The sequence below is a fragment of the Phycicoccus avicenniae genome (genome assembly GCF_018139485.1).
In the GTDB taxonomy this organism is placed as follows: Bacteria; Actinomycetota; Actinomycetes; order Actinomycetales; family Dermatophilaceae; genus Phycicoccus; species Phycicoccus avicenniae.
Map to the genome: position 1 here is coordinate 65,725 of NZ_JAGSNF010000003.1, position 16,781 is coordinate 82,505.

Genomic DNA, 16,781 nt, shown 5'->3' on the forward strand with positions numbered 1-16,781 from the left:
CCGTGACAGGATCGGGCGCATGCTGCGTTGGCTGACCGCCGGGGAGTCGCACGGACCCGCGCTCGTCGCGACGGTCGACGGACTGCCCGCCGGGGTCCGGGTCACGACGTCGGACCTCGCGGCGGCCCTGGCCCGGCGCCGGCTCGGCCACGGCCGGGGCGCCCGGCAGAAGTTCGAGCAGGACGAGGTCGAGTTCCTCGGTGGCGTGCGACTCGGCGAGACGATCGGGTCCCCGGTCGCGATCCGGATCGGCAACACCGAGTGGCCCAAGTGGCGCACCGTGATGAGCGCGGACCCGGTGACCGAGGACGCCTACGCCGCCTCGGACGACGTCAACGCCGAGAAGGAGGTCGCCCGCAACCGGCCGCTCACCCGGCCGCGCCCCGGCCACGCCGACCTCGTCGGGATGCAGAAGTACGGGTTCGACGACGCCCGACCGGTCCTCGAGCGGGCGTCGGCGCGCGAGACGGCCGCCCGGGTGGCGCTCGGCGCCGTCGCCGCCGCGTTCCTCGAGCAGGCCTACGGCATCCGGCTCGTGTCGCACACCGTGGCCATCGGCGCCGCGGGCGTCGCCGACGACGCGCCGGTGCCCGGCCCCGGCGACGTCGACGCGCTCGACGCCGACCCGGTCCGCGCCTTCGACGCCGCCGGGTCGGCCGCCATGGTCGCCGAGGTCGATGCCGCCCGCAAGGACGGCGACACCCTCGGCGGCGTCGTCGAGGTCGTCGCGCACCACGTCCCGCCGGGGCTCGGCTCGCACGTCCACTGGGACCGCCGCCTGGACTCCCGGCTCGCCGCCGCCCTCATGGGGATCCAGGCCATCAAGGGCGTCGAGGTCGGCGACGGGTTCCGCACCGCCGCCCGCCGCGGCTCGGTCGCCCACGACGAGATGGACCGCGACGAGGACGGTGTCATCCGCCGAGCCACCGGCCGTGCCGGCGGCACCGAGGGCGGGATGTCCGTCGGCGGCGTCCTGCGGGTCCGGGCGGCGATGAAGCCGATCTCGACCGTCCCGCGGTCGCTGCGCACCGTCGACGTCGCCTCCGACGACCCGGCGACCGCCATCCACCAGCGCTCCGACGTCTGCGCGGTCCCCGCGGCGGGCGTCGTCGCGGAGGCGATGGTCGCGCTCGTCCTCGCCGAGGCCTGCCTCGAGAAGTTCGGCGGCGACTCGCTCGAGGAGACCGCCCGCAACCACCGCTCCTACCTCGAGCACGTCCCCGCGTCGATGCGCACCTGGGACGGCGACTGATGCCGCGCGTCGTGCTCGTCGGACCGCCGGGGTCGGGGAAGTCGACGACCGGTGCGACGGTCGCCGAGCTGCTGGGCGTGGGGTTCCACGACACCGACGCCGCGGTCGAGGCCGCGGCCGGCCGGTCCATCGCCGACATCTTCGTCGAGGACGGGGAGCCCGCCTTCCGCGACCTCGAGCGGGCCGAGGTGTCCCGCGCGCTCGCCGCGGAGGACGGGGTCGTCGCGCTCGGCGGCGGGGCGCCGGTGGACCCGACCACCGAGGCCGCGCTCGCGGGACACACCGTCGTCTTCCTCGACGTCGGGATCGCCGACGCCGCGAAGCGGGTGGGCTTCGCCGCGAGCCGGCCGCTGCTCGCGGTCAACCCTCGGGCCTCGTGGGTCCGTCTCATGGAGGCCCGGCGCCCGGTCTACGAACGGGTCGCGACGCACACCGTCGACACGGCGGGACGGGGCGTCGACGAGGTCGCCGGCGAGGTCGCGCGCCTCGTCGGGACGGACCCGTGAGCGACGCCCTGACGATCCCGGTCGGCGACCTCCACGACGTCGTCGTCGGGCGCGGGGTGCTCGACCGGGTCGCGGACCTCCTGCCGGACGGCGTCCGGCAGGTGCTCGTCGTGCGTCCCGAAGGCCTGGACCGGTACGCCGGGCCGGTGGCCGACCTGCTCTCCGCCCGCGGCCTGGCGGTCGTGACCGCGGAGGTGCCCGACGCCGAGGCGGCCAAGGACGTCCACGTCGCGGCCCGGCTCTGGGGCGTCCTCGGGGAGCGGGCGTTCACCCGGACCGACGCGGTCGTCGCCGTCGGCGGCGGGACCGTCACCGACCTCGCCGGGTTCGTCGCCGCGACGTGGCTGCGGGGGGTCCCGGTCGTCCACGTCCCGACGACCCTGCTCGCGATGGTCGACGCGGCCGTCGGCGGCAAGACCGGCATCAACACCGCCGAGGGGAAGAACCTCGTCGGCGCCTTCCACACCCCCGCGGGGGTGCTGTGCGACCTCGACGTCCTCGAGACGCTGCCGAGGGCCGACCTCGTCGCGGGGCTCGCCGAGGTCGTCAAGGGCGGCTTCATCGCCGACCCGGCGATCCTCGACCTCCTCGAGCGCGACCCCGCGGCCGCGACCCGATGGGACTCCCCGGCGCTCGCCGAGCTCGTAGAGCGCAAGGTCCGGGTCAAGGCGCAGGTCGTCGCGGCCGACCTGCGCGAGTTCTTCCTGCGCGAGGTCCTCAACTACGGCCACACCCTCGGGCACGCCGTGGAGCAGGTCGAGGGCTACCGGCGCCGCCACGGTGAGGCCGTCGCCATCGGCATGGTCTTCGCCGCGGAGCTGGGGTACCGGACCGGTCACCTCGACGCCGACCTCCTCGCTCGGCACCGCCGGGTGCTCGAGGGGGTCGGGCTGCCGACGACGTACAGCGGCGACGCCGACGCGCTGCTCGTCGCGATGTCGCGGGACAAGAAGGCGCGCGGGTCGCTGCTGCGCTTCGTCGTCCTCGACGGGCTCGCCCGACCGGTCCGGCTGGAGGGGCCCGACGAGCGGCTGCTGCGCGAGAGCCTCGCGGCCCTCGGCGGGTAGGCGCGCCCCGGCGCCCATCACGACGCGGCAAGCACGTTTTGCACGAAAGCGCGACAACGACACGCCGGTGGGGTTACTGTGGCGCACGCGACCGACGTGATGCAGGGCACGGAGGACGGCCCGAGAACGACCACCCCTCCCCGGAGTGTCCCTGTGCACGCACTGTCTCTCCTTCGGACCATGGCCGCTGCCACGTGCCTGGTCACCGTCGGATCCGCCACCGCCCTCGCCGCGCCCACCTCCGGGCTCGACGGCGGCGCTACCCTCGTGACGACGGAGTCCGTCGCGCCGGCCGAACCGGCCGCCGCGACCGGGTCCCGCGCCGCCGTGGCCGCGGCGGTCTCGCCGAGCGCCGTCCAGGCGGGTCTGCCCGGCGCCGACAACTACCTGCGGATCTCCGGCAAGGACCGGTACGCCGCGGCCGTCGCCGTGAGCAAGGCCTCGGTGTGCGCCCGCACGGCGACGAGCTGCGACGGGATGCTCGGCGGCAAGGCCGACCCCGTCGACATCGTCTTCGTCGCGAGCGGCGCGAAGTTCCCCGACGCCCTGGGCGCCGGGCCGCTGGCCTACGGCATCGGGCCCCTGCTCCTCACCCCGGGGACCGGCGTGGTCCCGCGGGCCGTCATCACCGAGATCGAGCGCATCCAGCCGAGGTTCGTCGTGGTCCTCGGCGGCACGGCGACGATCAGCGACTACGTCGAGCGTCAGCTCGCGGCCGTCGTGCCGGAGGGCTCGGACCGCATCGAGGGAGCCAACCGCTACGCGGTCGCGGCCCAGGTCGCGCGCTACAACGACGAGCTGTGGCGGGCGAGCGACGACGACCAGGACGGCAAGCCCGACGGCAAGGGCGTCGAGACCGTCGTCCTCGCCTCCGGCGAGATCTTCGCCGACGCCCTCGGGGGCGGCGGGGCCGCGGCGAACTCCCGCGGCGCCCTCCTGCTCACGAAGGGCTCCGGCCTGCCGAACGTCACGCGGTCCGCCCTGCGCGACCTCAAGCCGAAGCGCGTCATCATCGTCGGCGGGACGGCGAGCGTCAGCGGGTCCGTGGCCACAGCGGTGCGCGAGACGCTGCCGACGACGAACCTCCAGCGGGCCTCCGGCGCGGACCGGTACGAGGCGGCCGTCAACCTCTCGAAGATGGTCTTCGGCACCGCCGAGGCGGTCGTCGTCGTGAGCGGCAAGAAGTTCCCCGACGCTCTCTCCTCGGCGCCCCTCGCGGGCCTGGCCCGGGGCACGACGTTGCTGAGCAGCGGCGCCTGCGTCTCCGCCGGCACCAAGGCCGAGGCGAGCCGGGTCGGTCCGACGTACGTCATGACCGTCGGCGGGACGGCCTCGGTCTCGGAGGACGCCGCGAAGCTCGACGTCTGCTGACCCTCCGGCACCCCCGCCCGCGGCGTGCGGGTGGGGGCGGACCGGACGGTACGATGGGCGCGATCCCCACCCCTCGACGGGGGTGACGCGCGCCCCGAGGACGGGCGTGCGGCCCGCACCGGAGCAGAGAGCGACACCCAGTGGCATCGACGAACGACCTGAAGAACGGCATGGTCCTGCGGATGGACAACGGGCTGTGGAGCGTCGTGGAGTTCCAGCACGTCAAGCCCGGCAAGGGTCCCGCGTTCGTGCGGACCAAGCTGAAGAACGTCATGAGCGGCAAGACCGTCGACAAGACCTTCAACGCGGGCGTCAAGGTCGAGACCGCCACCGTCGACCGTCGCACGATGCAGTACCTCTACAACGACGGCACCGACTACGTCTTCATGGACCCCGACACCTACGACCAGCTGCCGGTGAGCCCGGAGGTCGTCGGTGACGCGTCCCGGTTCATGATGGAGAACCAGGAGGCGGTCGTCGCCCGTCACGACGGCAGCGTGCTCTTCATCGAGCTCCCCGCCTCGGTCGTCCTCGAGATCACGTACACCGAGCCGGGCCTCCAGGGCGACCGCTCGTCGGGCGGCACGAAGCCCGCGACGCTCGAGACCGGCGCGGAGATCCAGGTGCCACTGTTCCTCGAGCAGGGCACCAAGGTCAAGGTCGACACCCGCGACGGCAGCTACCTCGGCCGGGCCTGACCCGTGGCCGCCCGCACCAAGGCCCGCAAGCGCGCCCTCGACCTGCTGTTCGAGGCCGAGCAGCGGGGCGTCGACGCCGCGGACCTGCTGCGCGAGCGGCTCGCGAAGCCCGTCACGGAGCACCCGCTCGCGGAGCTGACCGCCGACCTCGTCGTCGGGGTCTCCGAGCGCCGGTCCGAGATCGACGAGCTCATCACGACGTACTCGCAGGGCTGGTCGCTGCAGCGGATGCCCGCCGTCGACCGGGCCATCATCCGGCTCGGGGCCTTCGAGGTCCTCTACTCCCCGGACGTCCCGGAGAACGTTGCGATCAGCGAGTGGGTGTCGATGGCGACGGAGCTGTCGACCGACGACAGCCCGCGGTTCGTCAACGGGCTGCTCGCCCGGCTCGCCGAGGTCAAGCCGACCCTCGCGTGAGACCGGTCGCCCGGCCGGCGCGCGACCTCTCCGGCACCTGCTGATCTCGCCGGCTCGGTGCGATCTCGCCGAGACGGTGCGTCATGGCGCACCGTCTCGGCGAGGTCGACGTGACCGGGCGAGGTGGCGGCGCGCCAGCGAGGTCGCTGTCGGGGAGCCCGGCTCAGCGGGCGGCGGCGAACACGACCTCGGGCCAGGGGGACTCGGCGAGCCACCGCCGGTAGGTCTGCTCGTCGGCGTCGCGCGGCGGGAAGAGGCCCGCGAACGCCGGGACCGGGGTTGCCGGGGGCTCGGCGCACATGCCCTCGACGGTCGGGATGGTCGTGTCGCGGTCGGACATGGCGGGCCTCCTTCGGGGCGCTCGGGCGGTGTCGTCATCACAGTATGTTCTGGAAAGCATGCTGTCGCGTTATGCGTCCCACGGCCCGGACCGGTGTCACGGACGTGATGACGTCCGTCCGTCGCGGGGCCCGAACGACGCCAGCGCCTCGACGTCGGAGTGCACCGCCCGCACGTACTCGTCCGCCCAGGCGGCCGCGTCGGGGTAGGCCGACTCGGCGACGATGCGCGCGCACGCGGCGTCGACGTCCACCGGCGTGTGCCGCAGCGAAACCTGCCCCCCGCGCAGCAGCGCCCACGCCCCGCCCGGCCGGCCGTACGGCATCCCGACGCTGCCCGGGTTGACGACGAGCCGCCGGTCGACGAGCCGGACGAACGGCATGTGCGTGTGCCCGCAGCAGACCGTCCGCACGGAGTCCGGCAGGTCCGCGAACGCCTCGGCCCACCGCGACGGACGGGTGTCGACGAGGACGACCTCGTCGTCGTCCCGCGGGCTGCCGTGGCACAGGACGACGTCCCCGAACCCCTGCACCGCCAGCGTCACGGGGTGCGGCAGCCCGGCGAGCAGCGCCAGCCGGTCCGCGCCGAGGATCTCCGCCGCGAACACCGACTCGGGGTGCTCGCAGGCGGCCCCGCGGGAGGCCTCGACGACCTCGCGGTCGGCGTTGCCGCGCACGAGGAGGACGCGGTCCCCGAGCGATGTCAGCGCGTCGAGGGTCTCGACGGGCATCGGGCCGGAGACGAGGTCGCCGGTGACGACGACGAGGTCGGCGGACCGCACCTCGGGCTCGGCGAGGACCGCCTCGAGCACCGGCAGCACGCCGTGGGTGTCGGACAGCAGGGCGACGGTCTCCGGCGGGTTCGCTCTCATCCCGGCACGGTAGGCCCGACACGCGCCGTCCACGCGCTGGTCCGCTGTCGGCGGAGCTCCCGCGACCCCTTAGAGTGAGCGGCGCAAGACGTCCTTTAACGACCCGTCCCGTGAGGCGGGGAAGGAGGTCGCACGCGGATGACGCGCGCCGACGAACACCCACCCGCCGGAGCCGACGACCCCGCTCCCGGTGCCCCGCGCACCGTGATGAGCGGCGCGGACGTCGCCCGGGCCCTGCGCCGTATCGCCCACGAGGTCGTCGAGCACAACAAGGGCGCCGACGACCTCGTCCTCCTCGGCGTCCCGACCCGCGGCGTCGAGCTGGCCCGCCGCCTCGCCGCCCTGCTCCTCGACATGGAGGGCGCCACCGTGCCGGTCGGCGAGCTCGACATCACGATGTTCCGGGACGACCTGCGCAGCCAGCCGACCCGCGCCCCGATGCCGACCCGCATCCCGTCCGAGGGGGTCGACGACCGGGTCGTCGTCCTCGTCGACGACGTCCTGTACTCCGGCCGCACCATCCGCGCCGCGCTCGACGCCCTCGCCGACCTGGGCCGGCCCCGGGCGGTCCGGCTCGCGGTCCTCGTCGACCGCGGCCACCGCGAGCTGCCGATCCGGGCCGACCACGTCGGCAAGAACCTGCCGACCTCGCACACCGAGCGCGTCATGGTCCGGCTGGACGGCGTCGACGAGGTCACCGAGGACTCGGTCTCGATCGCCCTCGGGGAGACCCGCGCCGGCCGTCCCTCCACCCCGGGAGGCCCCCGATGAGGCACCTGCTCTCCAGCGCCGACCTCAGCCGCGACGACGTGCGGATGCTCCTCGCGACCGCCGCCGAGATGCACGAGGTCCAGCGCCGCGACGTCAAGAAGCTGCCGACCCTGCGCGGGCGGACGGTCATCAACCTCTTCTTCGAGGACTCGACCAGGACCCGCTCGAGCTTCGAGATCGCCGGCAAGTGGATGTCCGCCGACACGATCAACATCACGGGGAAGGGCTCGTCGGCGTCGAAGGGGGAGTCGCTGCGCGACACCGTCCGCACGATCGACGCGATGGCGGTCGACTGCCTCGTCATGCGCCACGGGGCGAGCGGCGCCGCGCACCAGGTCGCGCAGTGGGTCGACGCGAGCGTCGTCAACGCCGGCGACGGCACCCACGAGCACCCGACCCAGGCCCTGCTCGACGCCTACACCGTCGAGCAGCGGATCGGCGACCTCGCCGGCCGCCGCGTCGCGATCGTCGGCGACCTCACCCACAGCCGGGTGTTCCGCTCCAACGCGATCACCCTGCGCACCCTCGGCGCCGACGTCACGTGCGTCGCCCCGCCGACCCTCATGCCGAGCGGCATCCGCCCCTGGGCGCAGGCCGACGGCCTCCACCTCACCGACGACCTGGACGCCGTCCTCGCCTCGGGCCCGGACGTCGTCATGATGCTCCGTGTGCAGCGCGAGCGGATGAGCGGCGGCTTCTTCCCGACCCCGAGGGAGTACACCGTGGGCTTCGGCCTGACCCGTGACCGGCTCCGCGCGCTCACCGACGCCAACCCCGAGGCCGTCATCTGCCACCCGGGCCCGATGAACCGCGGGCTCGAGATCAGCGCCGACGCGGCGGACGCGGCCCGCAGCCTCGTCCTCGACCAGGTCTCGGCGGGCGTCGCGGTGCGGATGGCCGTCCTCTACCACCTGCTCGCCGGCGAGGAGGTGGCCGCATGAGCGACTGGCTCGTCACCGGCGTCACCCACCTCGGCCCCGACGGCACCGAGCGGCGCGGCGACCTCGCGATCCGCGAGGGCATCGTCACCGAGGTCGGCACCGTCACCGACACCGAGGGACTGACGCGGCTCGACGCCGACGGGCTCACGGTGCTGCCGGGGTTCGTCGACCTCCACACCCACCTGCGCCAGCCCGGTCGGGAGGACGCCGAGACCGTGTGCACCGGCTCCCGGGCGGCGGCCGCGGGCGGGTACACCGCCGTCCTCGCGATGGCGAACACGACCCCCGTCACCGACACCGCCGAGGCCGCCGAGCACGTCCTCGACCTCGGCCGCCGCTGCGGGCTCACCGACGTCGTCCCCGTCGGGGCGGTGACGAAGGGTCTCGACGGAGCGGAGCTCGCCGAGCTGGGGCTCATGCACCGCTCTCGCGCCCGGACCCGGGTCTTCTCCGACGACGGGCGCTGCGTCGCCGACGCCCGCGTCATGCGACGGGCGTTGGAGTACGTGCGGGCCTTCGACGGCGTCGTCTCCCAGCACAGCCAGGACCCCGACCTCGCCGGACCCTCGGCGTGCTGCCACGAGGGCGAGCTGTCCGGCCGCCTCGGCCTGCCCGGCTGGCCCCCGGTCGCCGAGTCGAGCGTCATCGCCCGGGACGCGATGCTCGCCGAGCACACCGGGGCCCGCGTCCACGTCGCCCACGTGAGCACCGCCGAGGGGCTCGACGTCGTCCGGTGGGCCAAGGCCCGTGGCATCCGGATGACGTGCGAGGTCACCCCGCACCACCTCGTCCTCGGCACCGACCTGCTCGCCGGGTACGACCCCGTCTACAAGGTCAACCCGCCGCTGCGCCCCACCGAGCACCAGGAGGCCCTGCGCGCCGGGCTGCTCGACGGCACGGTCGACGCCGTCGCCACCGACCACGCCCCGCACGCCCGGCACGACAAGGAGCACGCGTTCGTCGACGCCGCCTTCGGGATGCTCGGCCTGGAGAGCGCCTTCTCCGTCGTCCACGACCTCCTCGTCCGCGACGGCGGGATGTCCCTCGCCGACCTCGCCCGGGTCATGTCGACCGCCCCGGCGCGGATCGCCGGCCTCGACGGGCACGGCCGCCCGCTCGCCCCGGGCGAGCCGGCGAACCTCGTCCTCGTCGACCCCACCGCCACGGTCACCGTCGACCGCGACGCGTCGCACTCGCTGTCCCGCAACACCCCTTGGCACGGACGCACGCTGACCGGCGCCGTCCACACGACGATCCTGCGCGGCGACGTCACCGCGCGGGAAGGAGAGCCCGTCCCATGCTGACCGCCCGCGAGCCCGCCGTCCTCGTCCTCGAGGACGGGCGCACCTTCACCGGCCGGGCCTACGGCCACCGCGGCACGACGGTCGGCGAGGCCGTCTTCTCGACCGGCATGACCGGCTACCAGGAGACCCTCACCGACCCGAGCTACCACCGCCAGGTCGTCGTCATGACCTCGCCGCACGTCGGCAACACGGGGTGGAACGACGAGGACGACGAGTCCGGCCGCATCTGGGTCGCCGGCTACGTCGTGCGCGACCCCGCGATCCGCCCCTCGAGCTGGCGCAGCCGGCGGACCCTCGAGGACGAGCTCGACACCCAGGGCGTGGTCGGCATCTGCGACCTCGACACCCGCGCCCTGACCCGCCACCTGCGTGAGCGCGGGGCGATGCGGGTCGGGATCTTCAGCGGCCCGGACGCCGAGCGCACCCCGGCCGACCTCCTCGCGCAGGTGACGTCCGCGCCGGAGATGACCGGTGCCTCGCTCGCGGCCGAGGTCGCGACGAAGGAGGCCTACGTCGTCCCGGCCGTGGGGGAGAAGCGGTTCACCGTCGCGGCCGTCGACCTCGGCATCAAGTCGATGACCCCGCGGATGATGGCCGAGCGCGGCATCGAGGTGCACGTCCTGCCGGCGACCGCCACGGCCGAGGACGTCCGCGCCCTCGCGCCCGACGGGGTCTTCATGTCGAACGGGCCGGGCGACCCCGCGACCGCCGAGCAGCAGTCCGCGCTCGTCCGGGCCGTCCTCGGGGACCGCACACCGTACTTCGGCATCTGCTTCGGCAACCAGATCCTCGGCCGGGCGCTCGGGTTCGGCACGTACAAGCTGCGCTACGGCCACCGGGGCATCAACCAGCCCGTCATGGACCGCACGACGGGCACGGTCGAGGTGACCGCGCACAACCACGGGTTCGCCGTCGACGCCCCGCTCGACCGGGACTCCGACACCCCCTTCGGGCGGGTGCGGGTCAGCCACGTCTGCCTCAACGACGACGTCGTCGAGGGCCTGGAGTGCCTCGACGTGCCGGCCTTCTCCGTCCAGTACCACCCCGAGGCCGCGGCCGGTCCGCACGACGCCGCCTACCTCTTCGACCGGTTCGCCGAGCTCATGGAGCGACGAGCCACCGCCCACGCCACCCAGGAGGTCTCGGTCTGATGGCGAAGCGCGACGACATCCAGAGCGTCCTCGTCATCGGCTCCGGCCCGATCGTCATCGGCCAGGCCTGCGAGTTCGACTACTCCGGCACCCAGGCGTGCCGCGTGCTCAAGGAGGAGGGCCTGCGGGTCGTCCTCGTCAACTCCAACCCGGCGACGATCATGACCGACCCGGAGTTCGCCGACGCGACGTACGTCGAGCCGATCACCCCGGAGATCGTCGAGCGGATCATCGCCAAGGAGCGCCCGGACGCCGTCCTCGCGACCCTCGGCGGGCAGACCGCCCTCAACTGCGCCATGGAGCTCCACGAGCGCGGTGTGCTCGAGAGGTACGAGTGCCCGCTCATCGGCGCCAACGTCGAGGCCATCCGGCTCGGGGAGGACCGCGAGGCGTTCAAGGGCGTTGTCGAGCGCTGCGGCGCCGAGTCCGCCCGCTCCGCGATCTGCCACTCGATGGACGAGGTGCTCGCCGCCGCCGACGACCTCGGCTACCCCGTCGTCGTCCGGCCGTCCTTCACGATGGGCGGCCTCGGCTCCGGCTTCGCGCACACCCCCGAGGACCTCCGCCGGATCGCCGGCGCGGGCCTGCAGTACTCGCCCGTCACCGAGGTCCTCCTCGAGGAGTCGATCCTCGGGTGGAAGGAGTACGAGCTCGAGCTCATGCGCGACCGCGCGGACAACGTCGTCGTCGTCTGCTCCATCGAGAACCTCGACCCGATGGGCGTCCACACCGGCGACTCGATCACCGTCGCACCGGCTCTCACCCTCACCGACCGCGAGTACCAGCGCCTGCGGGACATCTCGATCGCCGTCATCCGCGAGGTCGGGGTGGACACCGGCGGCTGCAACATCCAGTTCGCCGTGAACCCCGAGGACGGCCGGATCATCGTCATCGAGATGAACCCGCGCGTCTCGCGCTCCTCGGCGCTCGCGTCGAAGGCGACCGGGTTCCCCATCGCGAAGATCGCCGCGAAGATGGCGATCGGCTACACCCTCGACGAGGTGCCGAACGACATCACCGAGGAGACGCCCGCGTCCTTCGAGCCGACGCTCGACTACGTCGTCGTCAAGGTGCCCCGCTTCGCGTTCGAGAAGTTCCCGGCCGCCGACGACACCCTCACGACGACGATGAAGTCGGTCGGCGAGGCGATGGCGATCGGCCGCTCCTTCACCGAGGCCCTCCAGAAGGCGCTGCGCAGCCTCGAGAAGGCCGGCAGCAGCTTCCACTGGGACGGCGAGCGGCCGACCACCGAGGCCGGCCGGGCGATGCTCGACACGGCGCGCCGGCCCACCGACGGCCGGCTCCTGCTCGTCCAGCAGGCTCTGCGCGCCGGGCTCACCGTCGAGGAGGTCCACGACGCGACGAGGATCGACCCGTGGTTCCTCGACCAGGTGGCCCTCGTCAACGAGGTCGCCGAGGAGGTCGCGACGGCCGAGGAGCTGACCCCCGACCTGCTGCGGCTCGCCAAGCGGCACGGGTTCAGCGACGTCCAGCTCGCCGCCCTGCGGGAGATGCCCGAGCCGGTCGTCCGCGGCGTCCGCCACGCCCTCGGGGTGCGCCCGGTCTACAAGACCGTCGACACGTGCGCCGCCGAGTTCGCCGCCCGCACGCCGTACCACTACAGCTCCTACGACGAGGAGACCGAGGTCGCCCCACGCGAGCGGGAGGCGGTCGTCATCCTCGGGTCCGGGCCGAACCGGATCGGGCAGGGCGTGGAGTTCGACTACTCGTGCGTCCACGCCTCCTTCGCGCTGCGCGAGGCGGGGTACGACACCGTCATGGTGAACTGCAACCCCGAGACAGTCTCGACCGACTACGACACGAGCAGCCGGCTCTACTTCGAGCCGCTCACCCTCGAGGACGTCCTCGAGGTCGTCCACGCCGAGCAGGCCGCCGGCCCCGTCGCCGGCGTCGTCGTCCAGCTCGGCGGGCAGACCCCGCTCGGGCTCGCGAAGGCGCTCAAGGACGCCGGCGTGCCGGTCGTCGGGACGAGCCCGGAGGCCATCGACCTCGCGGAGGACCGCGGGGCCTTCGGCCGGGTGCTCGCCGAGGCGGACCTGCCGGCGCCGAAGCACGGCACCGCCTACAGTGCGACCGAGGCCGTCGCCATCGCCCAGGAGATCGGCTACCCCGTCCTCGTCCGCCCGTCCTACGTCCTCGGCGGCCGCGGCATGGAGATCGTGTACGACGACGAGACCCTCGTGCGCTACGTCGACCGGGCCACCGTCGCGAGCCCGGAGCACCCGGTGCTCGTCGACCGGTTCCTCGACGACGCCATCGAGATCGACGTCGACGTCCTCTTCGACGGGGAGGACATGTACCTCGGCGGTGTCATGGAGCACGTCGAGGAGGCCGGCATCCACTCCGGCGACTCCTCGTGCGCCCTGCCGCCGGTCACCCTCGGGCACTCGGAGATCGAGCGGGTCCGCGAGTCGGCCCGCAAGCTCGCCGAGGGCATCGGGGTGCGCGGGCTGATGAACGTCCAGTTCGCCCTGGCCCAGGACATCCTCTACGTCCTCGAGGCCAACCCGCGGGCCTCGCGCACCGTGCCGTTCGTCGCGAAGGCGACCGGGGTGCCCATCGCGAAGGCCGCGTCGCGGATCATGATGGGCTCGACGATCGCCGAGCTGCGCGCCGAGGGCCTGCTCCCGGCGCACACCGACGGCGGGAGGATCCCCGCGACGGCGCCGATCTCCGTCAAGGAGGCGGTCCTGCCGTTCAAGCGCTTCCGCACCCTCGAGGGGCACGTCGTCGACAGCCTCCTCGGTCCGGAGATGCGCTCGACCGGCGAGGTCATGGGCATCGACGTCGACTTCGGGCGGGCCTTCGCCAAGGCCCAGCTCGGCGCGATCGGCGGCCTGCCGACGTCCGGGACGGTCTTCGTCTCCGTCGCGAACCGGGACAAGCGGGCGATCATCTTCCCCGTGAAGCGGCTCGTCGACCTCGGCTTCCGCATCCTGTCGACCTCCGGGACGGCCGAGGTGCTGCGCCGCAACGGCATCGAGGCCGACATCGTGCTCAAGCACGCCGAGCGCGGCGAGGGCGGGACCTCGGTCGTCGACCTGATCGACGCGGGCGAGATCGCGATGGTCGTCAACTCCCCGAGCGGGACGAGCCCGACGACCCGGGCCGACGGGTACGCCATCCGCGCGGCGACGACGTCGATGGACAAGCCGATCGTCACGACGGTCCAGCAGCTGTCCGCGGCCGTCCTCGCCATCGAGGCGGTCCAGCACGACGACCTCGACGTCACGAGCCTGCAGGTCCACGCCGCCGCCCTCGACCTCTACGGCCAGGGGGCCTCCGCGTGAGCGCCGGCGTCGTCCAGACCCCCGGGGAGGTCGTCGCCAACCGCCGGGTCGGGGCGTACCACCACCTCACGGTGACCGCCCCCGGCCTCGCCGAGCTCGCCCACCCCGGGCAGTTCGCGGCGTTCGCCGTCGGTGGCGAGACCTCCGCGACGTTGCTCCGGCGCTGCTTCTCGATCCACAGGGTCCGCCCGACGGGCACGTACGGCGGGACCCTCGACGTCGTCGTCGCCGCCCACGGGCCCGGTACGCAGTGGCTCACCGGCCTGCGCACCCACGACGCGGTCGACGTCGTCGGCCCGCTCGGGCGACCCTTCCCGCTCCCGGCGGACCCGGTGCCCTGCGTCCTCGTCGGCGGCGGCTACGGCTCGGCGCCGCTGTTCTGGCTCGCCGAGGCCCTGCGCGAGCGCGGCTGCCCCGTCGAGATCGTCCTGGGGGCGGCCTCCGAGGACCGGCTCTTCGGCGTCGTCGAGGCCCGCCGCAGCGCGGACCGCGTCCACGTGACGACCGACGACGGCAGCGCGGGGACGCGGGGGAGGGTCACCGCCGTCCTCGGCGAGGTCCTCGAGCGCACCGGCGCGGCCGTCGCGTACGCGTGCGGGCCGATGGCGATGCTGCGCGCGGTGACCGAGGTGGCGAGCGCCCACGGGGCCGTCGCCCAGGTCGCCGTCGAGGAGTCGATGGCGTGCGGTGTCGGGGTGTGCATGACGTGCGTCATGCCCGTCACCGGCAACGACGGGGTGACCCGGATGGTCCGCTCGTGCGTCGAGGGCCCCGTTTTCCGGGGGGACCGGGTGCGGTGGGACGCCTTCGCCGACGGGATCTGCCGGGTGCCGGACGACGCCGTCGGCGCGCCGCGGGCGGGGGGCCACTGATGGTCGACATGTCGACGACGCTCGCCGGGACGGTCCTGCCGAACCCCGTGATGACGGCCTCCGGCTGCGCCGCGAACGGCAAGGAGCTCAACCGGTTCTTCCCGGTCACCGACCTCGGTGCCTTCGTGACGAAGACGGTGATGCTCGACCCGAGGTCGGGGCGTCCGACGCCGCGGATGGCCGAGACCTCGTCGGGGATGCTCAACTCCATCGGCCTCCAGGGCCCGGGCATCGACGCCTTCGTCGAGCACGACCTCGCCTGGCTCGCCGAGCGCGGCGCCCGCGTTCTCGTCTCCGTCGCGGGGAACACCGCGGAGGAGTTCGGCGAGGTCGTCCAGCGGCTCGTCGCGAGCCCGGCCTTCTCCTGCGTCGTCGGCGTCGAGGCGAACATCTCCTGCCCGAACGTCGCCAACCGCGGCCTCGTCTTCGCCTGCGACCCGGTGAGCTCCGAGCAGGTCGTGCGCATCGTGCGCACCCGGGTGCCCGAGGGCGTCCCCGTCGTCGCCAAGCTCACCCCGGACGTCACTGACATCGTCGCCGTCGCCGAGGCCGCCGTCCGGGCCGGCGCCGACGGCCTGACGATGATCAACACCCTGCTCGGCATCGTCATCGACACCGACCTGCTCCGCCCGCAGCTCGCCGGGGTCACCGGGGGGCTCTCCGGTCCCGCGGTCCGCCCGGTCGCGGTGCGCGCCGTGTGGCAGGTCGTCGCGGCGATGCGTGAGGGCCGGCTGCCGACGGCGCCGGTCATCGGGGTCGGGGGGGTGCGCACGGGCCGGGACGCCCTCGAGCTCGTCGCCGCCGGGGCCGCCGCGGTCCAGGTCGGGACCGCGACCTTCAACGACCCGTCTGCCCCGCGGCGGGTGCTCGCCGAGCTCGAGGCCGAGGTGGCCCGGCACGGCGTCGACCGCTTCGCCGACCTCGTCGGCATCGCCCACGACAGGATGGTGCGCCCGTGACCGAGGCCCCCGACCTCCCCTTCGGCGAGCGGCTGCGCGCCGCGATGGACGAGCACGGCCCGTTCTGCCCGGGCATCGACCCGCACCGCGCCCTCGTCGAGTCGTGGGGCCTGACGTACGACCTCGCCGGGGTCGAGCGGTTCGCCCTGACCTGCGCCGAGGCCTTCGGCGGCCACGTCGCGGCGGTCAAGCCCCAGTCCGCCTTCTTCGAGGTCTTCGGGTCCCGCGGGGTCGCCCTCCTCGAGCGGGTCGTCGACGAGGTGCGCTCGGCCGGGACGCTCGTCGTCCTCGATGCGAAGCGCGGCGACATCGGGACGACGATGGACGCCTACGCCGAGGCCTTCCTCGGCGAGGACGCCCCGTCGCCGCCGGACGCCATGACGGTGAGCCCGTACCTCGGGTACGGCTCGCTGCGTCCCGCCGTCGACCTGGCGCACCGGACCGGCCGGGGAGTCTTCGTCCTCGCGCTCACCTCCAACCCCGAGGGGCCGGCCGTCCAGCACGCCGTCCTCGAGGGACGCTCGGTCGCCGGGCACGTCGTCGCCGGGGTGGCTGCCGACAACGCCGCCGCCGCCGCTCGGGGGACGCTCGGCAGCGTCGGCATGGTCGTCGGTGCCACCGTCGGCACGGCCGTCGACGACCTCGGGCTCGACCTCGTCGGGTCGGCCGCGCCACTGCTCGCCCCGGGCCTCGGCGCCCAGGGCGGGACCCCGGAGGGACTGCGGGCGACCTTCGGTGCGGCGCTGCCGCAGGTGCTCGGGACGAGCTCGCGGGAGGTGCTCGGTGCCGGGCCGGACGTGGCCGCGCTGCGCTCCGCGGCCCGCGACGCGGCGGCGGGGCTCGCCGACGCCGTCGAGGCGGCGCGCCCCTGACCTGACCCGCCCGGCGGCGCGCTGTACAGTCACGAAGGTACAGCCGGACGTTGAGCAGCCAGCGTCCGCACGTCACCAA

General features: G+C 74.0%; 16 protein-coding genes. 14 read left to right on the forward strand and 2 right to left on the reverse strand.

Annotated features, from left to right (window positions below; all coding sequences use genetic code 11):
* Positions 1-19: 19 nt before the first annotated feature.
* The 6 genes from aroC to nusB all read left to right on the forward strand — a co-directional run bounded on the left by aroC (position 20) and on the right by nusB (position 5,311).
* On the forward strand, positions 20-1,252 hold the full coding sequence (gene aroC / locus KC207_RS02265; RefSeq protein WP_211601283.1) for a chorismate synthase: 1,233 nt from the start codon (positions 20-22) through the stop codon (positions 1,250-1,252).
* On the forward strand, positions 1,252-1,758 hold the full coding sequence (locus KC207_RS02270) for a shikimate kinase (RefSeq protein ID WP_211601284.1): 507 nt from the start codon (positions 1,252-1,254) through the stop codon (positions 1,756-1,758). The genes aroC and KC207_RS02270 overlap by 1 nt, the downstream gene beginning before the upstream one ends.
* Positions 1,755-2,825 (forward strand): 3-dehydroquinate synthase, encoded by a 1,071-nt coding sequence (aroB, locus tag KC207_RS02275; protein ID WP_211601285.1) that lies wholly within the window; start codon positions 1,755-1,757, stop codon positions 2,823-2,825. The genes KC207_RS02270 and aroB overlap by 4 nt, the downstream gene beginning before the upstream one ends.
* A gap of 180 nt (positions 2,826-3,005) precedes the next feature.
* A complete protein-coding gene (locus tag KC207_RS02280) occupies positions 3,006-4,196 on the forward strand; it encodes a cell wall-binding repeat-containing protein (RefSeq protein ID WP_211601286.1) in 1,191 nt (396 codons plus the stop codon).
* A 140-nt stretch (positions 4,197-4,336) separates the two neighbouring features.
* Entirely contained in the window at positions 4,337-4,894 is a 558-nt protein-coding gene (gene efp / locus KC207_RS02285) for an elongation factor P (RefSeq protein WP_211601287.1), read from the forward strand.
* Positions 4,895-4,897: 3 nt separating this feature from the next.
* Complete coding sequence (nusB, locus tag KC207_RS02290) at positions 4,898-5,311, forward strand: transcription antitermination factor NusB (protein WP_211601288.1); 414 nt, start codon at positions 4,898-4,900, stop codon at positions 5,309-5,311.
* Between the two features lie 163 nt (positions 5,312-5,474).
* Here nusB and KC207_RS02295 read toward each other — a convergent pair whose 3' ends face one another.
* Both KC207_RS02295 and KC207_RS02300 read right to left on the reverse strand, forming a co-directional pair.
* Positions 5,475-5,651: a hypothetical protein gene (locus KC207_RS02295; protein WP_211601289.1), complete on the reverse strand. Its 177-nt coding sequence runs from the start codon at positions 5,649-5,651 to the stop codon at positions 5,475-5,477.
* 96 nt (positions 5,652-5,747) lie between these two features.
* Positions 5,748-6,521, reverse strand: coding sequence for a metallophosphoesterase family protein (locus tag KC207_RS02300; RefSeq protein ID WP_211601290.1), 774 nt, complete (start codon positions 6,519-6,521; stop codon positions 5,748-5,750).
* Positions 6,522-6,659: 138 nt separating this feature from the next.
* On the opposite strand from KC207_RS02300, the gene pyrR reads away from it, so the two are divergent.
* Genes pyrR through pyrF form a run of 8 tightly spaced genes read left to right on the forward strand, consistent with a single transcriptional unit; the run spans position 6,660 to position 16,702 of the window.
* Complete coding sequence (gene pyrR / locus KC207_RS02305) at positions 6,660-7,292, forward strand: bifunctional pyr operon transcriptional regulator/uracil phosphoribosyltransferase PyrR (protein WP_282958947.1); 633 nt, start codon at positions 6,660-6,662, stop codon at positions 7,290-7,292.
* Positions 7,289-8,233, forward strand: a complete 945-nt coding sequence (locus KC207_RS02310; protein ID WP_211601291.1) for an aspartate carbamoyltransferase catalytic subunit — start codon at positions 7,289-7,291, stop codon at positions 8,231-8,233. The genes pyrR and KC207_RS02310 overlap by 4 nt, the downstream gene beginning before the upstream one ends.
* Positions 8,230-9,537 (forward strand): dihydroorotase, encoded by a 1,308-nt coding sequence (locus tag KC207_RS02315; RefSeq protein ID WP_211601292.1) that lies wholly within the window; start codon positions 8,230-8,232, stop codon positions 9,535-9,537. Before KC207_RS02310 ends, KC207_RS02315 begins: the two co-directional genes overlap by 4 nt.
* Complete coding sequence (carA, locus tag KC207_RS02320) at positions 9,531-10,688, forward strand: glutamine-hydrolyzing carbamoyl-phosphate synthase small subunit (protein ID WP_211601293.1); 1,158 nt, start codon at positions 9,531-9,533, stop codon at positions 10,686-10,688. Before KC207_RS02315 ends, carA begins: the two co-directional genes overlap by 7 nt.
* Entirely contained in the window at positions 10,688-13,999 is a 3,312-nt protein-coding gene (gene carB / locus KC207_RS02325; RefSeq protein WP_211601294.1) for a carbamoyl-phosphate synthase large subunit, read from the forward strand. The genes carA and carB overlap by 1 nt, the downstream gene beginning before the upstream one ends.
* Positions 13,996-14,871, forward strand: a complete 876-nt coding sequence (locus tag KC207_RS02330) for a dihydroorotate dehydrogenase electron transfer subunit (protein ID WP_211601295.1) — start codon at positions 13,996-13,998, stop codon at positions 14,869-14,871. The genes carB and KC207_RS02330 overlap by 4 nt, the downstream gene beginning before the upstream one ends.
* On the forward strand, positions 14,871-15,830 hold the full coding sequence (locus KC207_RS02335) for a dihydroorotate dehydrogenase (RefSeq protein ID WP_211601296.1): 960 nt from the start codon (positions 14,871-14,873) through the stop codon (positions 15,828-15,830). The genes KC207_RS02330 and KC207_RS02335 overlap by 1 nt, the downstream gene beginning before the upstream one ends.
* Positions 15,827-16,702: an orotidine-5'-phosphate decarboxylase gene (pyrF, locus tag KC207_RS02340; RefSeq protein WP_282958948.1), complete on the forward strand. Its 876-nt coding sequence runs from the start codon at positions 15,827-15,829 to the stop codon at positions 16,700-16,702. The genes KC207_RS02335 and pyrF overlap by 4 nt, the downstream gene beginning before the upstream one ends.
* The last annotated feature ends 79 nt before the right edge of the window (positions 16,703-16,781 follow it).

Excerpts from the sequence above, each read along its gene's own strand:
- carA (WP_211601293.1), top strand. The coding sequence starts at position 9,531 with ATGCTGACCGCCCGCGAGCCCGCCGTCCTCGTCCTCGAGGACGGGCGC.
- KC207_RS02270 (WP_211601284.1), top strand. The coding sequence starts at position 1,252 with ATGCCGCGCGTCGTGCTCGTCGGACCGCCGGGGTCGGGGAAGTCGACG.
- carB (WP_211601294.1), top strand. The coding sequence starts at position 10,688 with ATGGCGAAGCGCGACGACATCCAGAGCGTCCTCGTCATCGGCTCCGGC.
- KC207_RS02300 (WP_211601290.1), bottom strand. The coding sequence starts at position 6,521 with ATGAGAGCGAACCCGCCGGAGACCGTCGCCCTGCTGTCCGACACCCAC.
- KC207_RS02310 (WP_211601291.1), top strand. The coding sequence starts at position 7,289 with ATGAGGCACCTGCTCTCCAGCGCCGACCTCAGCCGCGACGACGTGCGG.
- KC207_RS02335 (WP_211601296.1), top strand. The coding sequence starts at position 14,871 with ATGGTCGACATGTCGACGACGCTCGCCGGGACGGTCCTGCCGAACCCC.
- pyrR (WP_282958947.1), top strand. The coding sequence starts at position 6,660 with ATGACGCGCGCCGACGAACACCCACCCGCCGGAGCCGACGACCCCGCT.
- KC207_RS02315 (WP_211601292.1), top strand. The coding sequence starts at position 8,230 with ATGAGCGACTGGCTCGTCACCGGCGTCACCCACCTCGGCCCCGACGGC.
- KC207_RS02295 (WP_211601289.1), bottom strand. The coding sequence starts at position 5,651 with ATGTCCGACCGCGACACGACCATCCCGACCGTCGAGGGCATGTGCGCC.
- KC207_RS02280 (WP_211601286.1), top strand. The coding sequence starts at position 3,006 with ATGGCCGCTGCCACGTGCCTGGTCACCGTCGGATCCGCCACCGCCCTC.
- aroC (WP_211601283.1), top strand. The coding sequence starts at position 20 with ATGCTGCGTTGGCTGACCGCCGGGGAGTCGCACGGACCCGCGCTCGTC.